Below are 8,463 nucleotides of genomic sequence, written 5' to 3' on the forward strand. Positions count from 1 at the left end.
TTTATGAAACTCAGGTTTCAGCGGCTTAATTGGGAAGTTGTTGATTTAAAAGAAAAAAGTTCTTGCAAATCAACAAAAGCGCAGTAAAATGCGCAGCGTGTTTAGCGATGTCCCCATCGTCTAGAGGCCTAGGACACCGCCCTTTCACGGCGGTAACAGGGGTTCGAATCCCCTTGGGGATGCCATTTAAAATGGCATAAGCAAGAAAAATTGCGGGAATAGCTCAGTTGGTAGAGCACAACCTTGCCAAGGTTGGGGTCGCGAGTTCGAGTCTCGTTTCCCGCTCCAAATTCTAAAAAAGCTGCCTTTATGGCGGCTTTTTTTATGCCCGTTATTCAGCTTCCTGCCGCGAGGCGGCAGGGTGCGGGCTTATTCAGGCGTTGAAACCGGGGGTGGGTTTCAGCAGCAGGGCTTTTGTCGCCTGGCGGTCAAATGGCTTTTGTTCCTGATGGTGCTGAGCTTCAATCTCATCGATCTGCTGGAACAGGTCGATCTCTTCATCCGTCAGGAAGTGCAGGCAGTCGCCACCGAAGAACCACAGCAGGTCGCGGTCTATGGCGGGTGATAATTGTGGGTGATGGCTGAAGATATGGGTGATCCAATCCTGTCCCAGGGTGTAGCCTGAATCAGAATGTTGCGTGAGCTGATCAATAACCTGTGTCAGCTGATGTAGAATCTCGTCACTGATAACACCGCCTGACTGGCTCTGTGCCTTGCTCAGGCGCTCATGAACCTGCTGCAGCAGGTGGATATGATCATTCAGTCGTTCACTCATTAATACGCTCTTAAGGTTAAAAATTATGGTTCCTGCCCTCGTGGTACGAAGTTTGTCCAAGGTGTATGACAACGGCTTTCAGGCGCTGAAAGGCATTGATCTGACCGTAGAACAGGGCGATTTTTTTGCTTTGCTGGGCCCCAATGGCGCCGGCAAGTCGACCACTCTGGGTATTCTATCGGGTCTGGTGCAAAAAACATCCGGCAATGCCGAAGTCATGGGGTTTGATGTTAATACCCAGGCGTTTTCGGCGCGCCGTTATCTGGGCGTGGTGCCGCAGGAATTTAATTTTAATCAGTTTGAAAAGGTGTATGACATTGTCATCACCCAGGCTGGCTATTTTGGTCTGACGGCGGCTCAGGCAGCGCCCAATGCCGAAAAACTGTTACGTGCACTCGATTTATGGGAGAAGCGTGATCAGCAGGCGCGGATGTTGTCTGGTGGTATGAAACGCAGGCTGATGATTGCCCGTGCACTGGTGCATGAACCTAAAGTGCTGATTCTGGATGAGCCGACGGCAGGGGTTGATATTGAGCTGCGCCGTTCTATGTGGGCCTTTATGCAGGAGCTTAACCGTGCCGGTACAACCATCATCCTGACGACACATTATCTTGAAGAGGCAGAGCAGCTGTGCCGCAATATTGCCATCATTAATCATGGCGAAATTATACAGGCAACCAGTACGCGAAAATTGCTGAGTCAACTCGGTACCGAGACCTTTATCTTCGATCTTAATTCCGCCGTAGCGGCTGATTTTTCTCTGGCAGGATTTGATTGCAAAAGGATGGCAGACGATTGTATCGAGGTTGTCGTGGAGAAAGGTCAGAGCATTAACCAGATTTTTACGCTGCTGACGCAGCAGGGAATTGAAGTCCGCAGTATGAGAACCAAATCCAATCGCCTGGAAGAATTGTTTGTCGATCTGGTCCGGGGGGCAAACGCATGAGTCCTGCCCGTATTCAGTGGGTTGCTTTTTCAACCATAGTGACGAAAGAAATCCGTCGTTTTACCCGTATCTGGCAACAGACGTTATTGCCGCCGGCCATTACCATGACGCTGTATTTCGTGATTTTCGGTCAGCTGATCGGTTCCCGTATCGGCCAGATGGGTGGCGTCGATTACATGTCCTTTATCGTCCCCGGGCTGATTATGATGAGCGTTATCACCAATGCTTACGCTAATGTATCAAGCTCATTTTTCAGTAATAAATTTCAGCGCAGTATTGAAGAGCTGATGGTAGCGCCGGTTCATCCCGGGACCATTCTGCTTGGCTATGTCTGTGGTGGTATTGCCCGTGGTGTTGGCGTTGGTATTATCGTGACGCTGCTGTCTTTGTATTTTACCGACCTGCAGATTCATAACCTGTTAGTGGTGTTTCTGGTGATTTTATTGTCGGCGATGCTGTTTTCGCTGGGTGGATTTATTAACGCGATCTTCGCCAGCAAGTTCGACGATATTTCTATTATTCCGACCTTTGTAATTACGCCTTTAACCTATCTTGGTGGGGTGTTTTATTCGATTAACCTGTTGCCGGAATTCTGGCAGGGCGTATCCCTGTTCAATCCGATTCTGTACATGGTTAATACGTTCCGTTACGGCATTTTAGGGGTGTCAGATGTGAATATCTGGTTCTCATTAGGAATGCTGGTGTTTTTTATTGTTGTGCTTTCGGCCTACAGTCTCTGGCTGTTGCGTCGTGGTGTCGGTATGCGGCAGTGATTGGAGTTTAAAATGGCGTCAGTAACAAGTGAACATAATCCGCTGGGCAAAGTATCGGCGTATAAAGACGAATATGATGCGTCCTTACTGTTTCCGATTGAGCGGGAGGAAAGCTGGCGGGCGCAGGGGCTTGATCGCCATGAGGTGCCGTTTTTCGGCGTTGATATCTGGAATGGTTACGAAATTTCCTGGCTGAATTCCAAAGGTAAGCCGGTGGTCTGTCTGGCAGAATTCCGTATCCCCGCGACCAGTCGTTTTCTGGTGGAATCCAAGTCGTTCAAACTCTATCTGAACTCTTTTAATCAGACCCGCTTTGATGATGCGGAACAGGCTCGCCTGCGTATGGCGACCGATTTATCGGCCGCAGCCCAAGGGGATGTCCAGGTGATCTTTCATGCGGTGGATGCAGATTTCCCGCGACCGCCAGTTGCTCATTGTATTGACGATCTGGATGTTGAAGTGAACAGCTATGCTCTGGATGCTTCGTTGCTGAAAACAACGGACGGTCAGTTTGAGGGCTGGTTGTGCAGTCATCTGCTGAAATCCAACTGTCCGGTTACGGGGCAGCCAGACTGGGGTACGCTGTACATTTATTATCGTGGCCAGAAAATCGATGAGGCTGGTTTGTTGGCGTATATCGTTTCACTGCGTCAGCATCAGGATTTCCATGAGCAGTGTGCAGAGCGTACTTATCGTGATATTTCACTGGCGTGTAAGCCTGAATCGTTAACCGTGTATGCGCGCTATGTGCGCCGTGGTGGTCTGGATATTAATCCTTTCCGTACGTCAGAGGCTGTTTTCTCTGCGGAAAATTTCCGGCTGGTACGCCAGTAGTTGCGGATTGATAACAGCAGGGCTAATAAAAAAACAGCGGCATCTGCCGCTGTTTTCTTATGTGCGTTGTGGTTTTAGGTGTTGACCTTGCCGCGGATTTTATTGGCCGCTTTTTCGAGAGCGTCGGCAACTTTTTCCCGTTCTTCTTCGCGGATTTTGTCGGATTCCAGATACAGCGAAAAGCCTTCTGATTCGTGGTTCATAAAGCTTGGGTTGGAGCCCAGATCACGGCGGTAATCCATGACCTGATACAGTGGCACCGGATCGCGGAAACCTTTCACCATGGCACTGCCACGCTGGCGGCAGATGATTTTATCTTTAATTAAAGCGTAGGTTTCGTGCGACACCAGAATCTCACCGGCATCGGCTTCGCTTTCGAGACGGCTGGCGAGGTTCACTTCTTTACCGATAATGGTGTAATCCATACGGCTTTCGGTACCAAAGTTACCCACGGTGCAGTAGCCGGTATTGATACCCATACGAATTTGCAGCGGAGCTGTCATGCCATGTTCAGCCCATTGTTTGCGTAATTTGAGCATGTGGCGGCGCATTTCAATGGCCATAGACACGCAGGCAAGAGCATCGCGTTTGGTGCCTTTGCTTTTTGGGTCACCAAAGAAAATCATCATGCCGTCGCCGATAAATTTATCGATAGTGCCGCCGTACTTGAGAGCAATGCGCGACATATCGGTGAGGTATTGATTCAGCAGGTCGGTAAAGGCTTCTGCTTCCATCTGTTCTGAAAGTGAAGAGAAACCAACGATGTCGGAGAAAAAGATAACCAGCTTCTTACGCTGGGTTTCCAGTTTGGCCTGACGGCGTCCGGAGAAAATGGATTCCCACACCTGAGGGGCAACGTATTTGGATACCTGGTGGGACAGCGCCTGAAAGCGTTCAACCTGGCCCTGAAATTTTTGCTTCAACCGTATCAGATCGCGTGCCTGGCGGTTGCTGTTAAAGGCTGAAATGCCAAGGTGCAGGCCAACACCGAAGGCTGCCGTTAAAAACAGCTCGGTCGGAACCGGTGGGGCAGCTTCGTGGCCGAACAGCAAAATGCCGGCTGCGGCACCGGAGATCAGCGAAATAATGCAGAAGGCCCAGGCAGTAATGCTGCCGACAATAATAAAGCTGGTGTTGATCATGATCAGAAACAGCACGGTCAACTCAATTGGCAGCTGGATGTAGCCGAGAAATACCCCACACAAAACCGCGTCAAAATGAATCAGGAACTGCCGGGTGGAATAGGCACGCTTTTGGCGGAAAGGGCGGCTCAGAACATAGACGGCGTGGGGATAAAGAATGCTGACTACCGCCACAACAATGGCCTGATCTTCAAAATAACCCTGCAGGATGCCCATTAAAACCGTGACGGCAGCGACCCCATAGCCCAGAATCCGGGCCATGTAATCTTGCTTTGGTAATGTGGTTTCAGCGAAATGGGACGGGTCCTGACGGTTAGACATTGTGAAGGCCCGAAAAAATTGTTGTTCTTATAATGGGTGACACGGTTCGACCAGCGGCAATGATTGAGAACATCTATATACCCAGAATAAGACAGCTCAGCAAGTGCATGACGGCTAAGTCAGGCTTTTCATTAAGGGCCGCGACTTTACAATAGACATATGACGAAAATATTGATTTGGGTGCGCCTATGGATGCTTTACGAATGTTGACTGAACGAGTGTCCTCTCCGCAACTGACAGGACCGGACATTACGCGACAGCAGCAGGAGGTGTTGCTGCGTGCAGCGCTGCGGGCGCCAGATCATGCCTGGTTGCGTCCCAGCCGCTATCTGTTGGTAGAAGGCGACGACCGGCGCTTGCTCGGAGAATGTTTCCTGCAGGCAACGCCGGACTGGCAGGAGTTAAGTGCAGAAAAACAGCAGAAATTACTGAATATGCCATTGCGGGCGCCGCTGCTGATTGTTGCGGTCAGCCGTATTCAGGAACATCCGAAGGTGCCACGTGATGAGCAGCTGCTGTCGACCGGTGCGGGGGTGCAGAATATCCTCAATGCAGCCTGGGCAATGGGGCTGGGGGCTATCTGGCGGACCGGAGATATGGCAACCAATCCAAAGGTTGCCGAAGCTCTGGGTCTGGAAGCTTGCGATGTCATTGTCGGTTTTGTCTATATAGGTCATATCAACGGCAGCCTGAAGCAGCCTCCAGAATTGCCGCTGGACGATTTTGTTACCCGCTGGAAGGCGAAATCGTCATAAAAACAAGCAATTAGCGCTGGATGGGTGTTGACGCTCAGGTCGCTGCTGCGTATAGTACGCGGCCTCTGAGCAGTGCTCAGTTAGGTGAGGTGTCCGAGTGGCTGAAGGAGCACGCCTGGAAAGTGTGTATACCGCAAGGTATCGAGGGTTCGAATCCCTCCCTCACCGCCACTAATTTTAAAAACCGCGCACTTGCAAAAGTTCGCGGTTTTTTTATGTCTGAAGCTTTGCACCAAGGGCGGTGAGGGAGGGTGCCGAACCCTCGTGGGTTCGTACCGAGTACTGCGACAACTGCCGGCGCCTGCGACGGCGTTCATCCCGGCCGGGTTTGTGCTGTGGCGTGGTCGGGATATCCCTCCACTTTCTCTCGTCGGCCACTCATTTTAAAAACCGCATAGTCGTCAGGCTCTGCGGTTTTTTTATGCTCCGTATTTGCGTAAAAGGTCGGTCAGAGGAGGGTGCCGAACCCTCGTGGGTTCGTACCGAGTACTGCGACAACTGGCGGAGCCTGAGACGGCGTTCATCCCGATCGGGTTTATACTGCGGCGTGGTCGGGAGTCACCCTCCGCATCCTCGTATCGGCCACTAATTTTAAAAACCGCATAGTCGTCAGGCTCTGCGGTTTTTTTTATGCTCCGTATTTGCGTAAAAGAGCGGTGAGGGAGGGTGCCGAACCCTCGTGGGTTCGTACCGAGCGCAGCGACAACTGCCGGAGCCTGCGACGGCGTTCATCCCGACCGGGTTTATGCTGTGGCGTGGTCGGGATATCCCTCCACTTTCTCTCGTCGGCCGCTCATTCTGAAAACCGCATAGTCGTCAGGCTCTGCGGTTTTTATGTTCGCGGTTTGTTATGTGCAGCGCTTGGCAATGCAGCAGACCGGTGCGTTATGTGCGTGAATTCTCTATAATCCTCCGCCTTAAATCCGCATGTCACAGAGAACACCATTTATGACGGTCCGCACCCGTGTTGCACCTTCGCCTACCGGCGATCCGCACGTAGGTACTGCCTACATCGCTTTATTCAATCTGGCTTTTGCCCGCCAGCATGGCGGCCAGTTTATCCTGCGCATTGAAGATACTGATCAGGCGCGCAGCACGCCTGAATCTGAGCAGGCCATTATGGACAGCATGCGCTGGCTGGGTCTGGAATGGGATGAGGGTCCGGATGTCGGTGGTGAATTTGGCCCTTATCGTCAGAGCGAGCGCCGTAATGTGTATCTTGAGCACGTGCAGAAGCTGCTCGACAGTGGCCATGCCTTTAAGTGCTACCGCACCGCTGAAGAGCTGGATGCTCTGCGTCTTGCCCGTCAGGAGCAGGGTTCACTGACTGCACTCAAGCCTTCCGATTTGCTGCTGCCTGCCGATGAAGTGGCCCGTCGCGAAGCGGCAGGTGAGCCTTATGTGGTGCGTATGAAGGTGCCGGAAGAGGGCGTGTGCGTGGTGGACGATATGCTGCGCGGTGCGATTGAACTCGACTGGGCTCAGGTCGATGCGCAGATTCTGCTGAAATCCGATGGCATGCCGACTTACCACCTGGCCAACGTGGTGGATGATCATCTGATGAAGATCACCCACGTTATCCGTGGTGAAGAGTGGATCAGCTCTGCGCCTAAGCACAAGCTGCTGTACGAATACTTCGGCTGGGATATGCCGCACCTGTGCCATATGCCACTGCTGCGCAACCCGGACAAGAGCAAACTGAGCAAGCGTAAAAACCCGACTTCGATCCTGTTCTACGATCGCATGGGCTACATGCCGGAAGCGCTGCTTAACTATCTGGGCCGTATGGGCTGGTCGATGCCGGATGAAAGTGAGAAGTTCACCCGTGATCAGATGTTTGCCAATTTCGATATCAAACGTGTATCCCTTGGTGGACCGGTGTTTGATGTGGAAAAACTGCGCTGGCTGAACAGTCTGTGGGTGCGTGAGCTGGATGCTGAAACCTTCGCTCAGCGCTTTGCGGCCTGGGGTTTGCGTCCGCAGAATATTCTGCCGGTGATTCCACATGTGCAGCCGCGTATCGAGACCTTCTCCGATGTTGTACCGCTGGCCGGGCATTTCCTGTCGGGTCTGACGCCGCTGACGCCAGCCAGCTTTGAACATAAGGCCTATGACGAAGAGCGTCTGCTAACCGTGCTGCAGTTTGGTTTGTGGCAGCTGGAAGAGATCCGTCACTGGAGCAAAGAAGACATCGAAGCGCGTCTGTTTGCTCTGGCGCGCCTGCTGGACATTAAGGTCCGCGACTTCCTGTTCCCGTTCTTTATTGCTATTGCCGGTACCTCGGCCACCATTTCCGTACTCGACAGCATGGCGCTGCTGGGGCCGGATATGAGCCGTGCGCGTCTGCGTCATGCCATTGATGCGCTGGGCGGTGTTGGTAAGAAAAAAGCCAAGAAGATGGAAAAGGACTACCAGCAGCTGTCAGCAGCGATTGCAGCTGAACTGAGTGCTGCGGCAGAGTCCTGATTTGCTGCGCCCGCTCATTCTGTCCGTCAGGGCGGGGTGGGTGGGCTGCAATGCCGGTTAAGTCGGCTAAGTTATTGTTTCAGAAAATTTTTTCGCTCATTTCGGTTGTCATAGGTTGACAGTGCAGAAGGGCGTAAGTAATATTCGCGCACGTTTTGAGACGGGGCCTTAGCTCAGCTGGGAGAGCGCAACACTGGCAGTGTTGAGGTCAGCGGTTCGATCCCGCTAGGCTCCACCAAATACTCAAAGCAGTCCTTGTGTCCCCATCGTCTAGAGGCCTAGGACACCGCCCTTTCACGGCGGTAACAGGGGTTCGAATCCCCTTGGGGATGCCAATTTTGCATAAGCCTTTCAGGCTGTACTGCATACGGGGCCTTAGCTCAGCTGGGAGAGCGCAACACTGGCAGTGTTGAGGTCAGCGGTTCGATCCCGCTAGGCTCCACCAATTTTT

General features: G+C 52.3%; 7 protein-coding genes and 6 tRNA genes. 11 read left to right on the forward strand and 2 right to left on the reverse strand.

The window, feature by feature from the left end:
• Positions 1 to 109: 109 nt before the first annotated feature.
• Both HUF18_RS13870 and HUF18_RS13875 read left to right on the forward strand, forming a co-directional pair.
• Positions 110 to 185, forward strand: a tRNA-Glu gene (locus HUF18_RS13870).
• A gap of 27 nt (positions 186 to 212) precedes the next feature.
• Positions 213 to 288 (forward strand) — tRNA-Gly (locus HUF18_RS13875).
• An 85-nt stretch (positions 289 to 373) separates the two neighbouring features.
• On the opposite strand, the gene HUF18_RS13880 is transcribed toward HUF18_RS13875, so the two are convergent.
• Complete coding sequence (locus tag HUF18_RS13880; protein ID WP_145468434.1) at positions 374 to 775, reverse strand: PA2817 family protein; 402 nt, start codon at positions 773 to 775, stop codon at positions 374 to 376.
• Positions 776 to 800: 25 nt separating this feature from the next.
• Between HUF18_RS13880 and HUF18_RS13885 the strand changes: the two genes are divergently transcribed.
• Genes HUF18_RS13885 through queF form a run of 3 tightly spaced genes read left to right on the forward strand, consistent with a single transcriptional unit; the run spans position 801 to position 3,328 of the window.
• Positions 801 to 1,721, forward strand: coding sequence for an ABC transporter ATP-binding protein (locus HUF18_RS13885; RefSeq protein WP_145468436.1), 921 nt, complete (start codon positions 801 to 803; stop codon positions 1,719 to 1,721).
• A complete protein-coding gene (locus tag HUF18_RS13890; RefSeq protein WP_145468438.1) occupies positions 1,718 to 2,494 on the forward strand; it encodes an ABC transporter permease in 777 nt (258 codons plus the stop codon). Before HUF18_RS13885 ends, HUF18_RS13890 begins: the two co-directional genes overlap by 4 nt.
• Before the next feature lie 12 nt (positions 2,495 to 2,506).
• Positions 2,507 to 3,328 (forward strand): NADPH-dependent 7-cyano-7-deazaguanine reductase QueF, encoded by an 822-nt coding sequence (queF, locus tag HUF18_RS13895; protein WP_225692618.1) that lies wholly within the window; start codon positions 2,507 to 2,509, stop codon positions 3,326 to 3,328.
• A gap of 74 nt (positions 3,329 to 3,402) precedes the next feature.
• On the opposite strand, the gene HUF18_RS13900 is transcribed toward queF, so the two are convergent.
• Positions 3,403 to 4,731 (reverse strand): adenylate/guanylate cyclase domain-containing protein, encoded by a 1,329-nt coding sequence (locus HUF18_RS13900; RefSeq protein ID WP_230332324.1) that lies wholly within the window; start codon positions 4,729 to 4,731, stop codon positions 3,403 to 3,405.
• A 263-nt stretch (positions 4,732 to 4,994) separates the two neighbouring features.
• Between HUF18_RS13900 and HUF18_RS13905 the strand changes: the two genes are divergently transcribed.
• The 6 genes from HUF18_RS13905 to HUF18_RS13930 all read left to right on the forward strand — a co-directional run bounded on the left by HUF18_RS13905 (position 4,995) and on the right by HUF18_RS13930 (position 8,457).
• Positions 4,995 to 5,546, forward strand: a complete 552-nt coding sequence (locus HUF18_RS13905; protein WP_225692619.1) for a nitroreductase family protein — start codon at positions 4,995 to 4,997, stop codon at positions 5,544 to 5,546.
• A gap of 83 nt (positions 5,547 to 5,629) precedes the next feature.
• A tRNA-Ser gene (locus HUF18_RS13910) sits at positions 5,630 to 5,717 on the forward strand.
• Positions 5,718 to 6,494: 777 nt separating this feature from the next.
• On the forward strand, positions 6,495 to 8,012 hold the full coding sequence (gene gltX, locus HUF18_RS13915; RefSeq protein ID WP_225692620.1) for a glutamate--tRNA ligase: 1,518 nt from the start codon (positions 6,495 to 6,497) through the stop codon (positions 8,010 to 8,012).
• Between the two features lie 162 nt (positions 8,013 to 8,174).
• Positions 8,175 to 8,250: transfer RNA gene (locus tag HUF18_RS13920), tRNA-Ala, on the forward strand.
• 21 nt (positions 8,251 to 8,271) lie between these two features.
• Positions 8,272 to 8,347 (forward strand) — tRNA-Glu (locus HUF18_RS13925).
• A gap of 34 nt (positions 8,348 to 8,381) precedes the next feature.
• A tRNA-Ala gene (locus HUF18_RS13930) sits at positions 8,382 to 8,457 on the forward strand.
• Positions 8,458 to 8,463 lie beyond the last annotated feature (6 nt).

The organism is Thalassolituus sp. ST750PaO-4, assembly GCF_020320405.1.
In the GTDB taxonomy this organism is placed as follows: domain Bacteria; phylum Pseudomonadota; class Gammaproteobacteria; order Pseudomonadales; family Oceanobacteraceae; genus Venatoribacter; species Venatoribacter alkanivorans.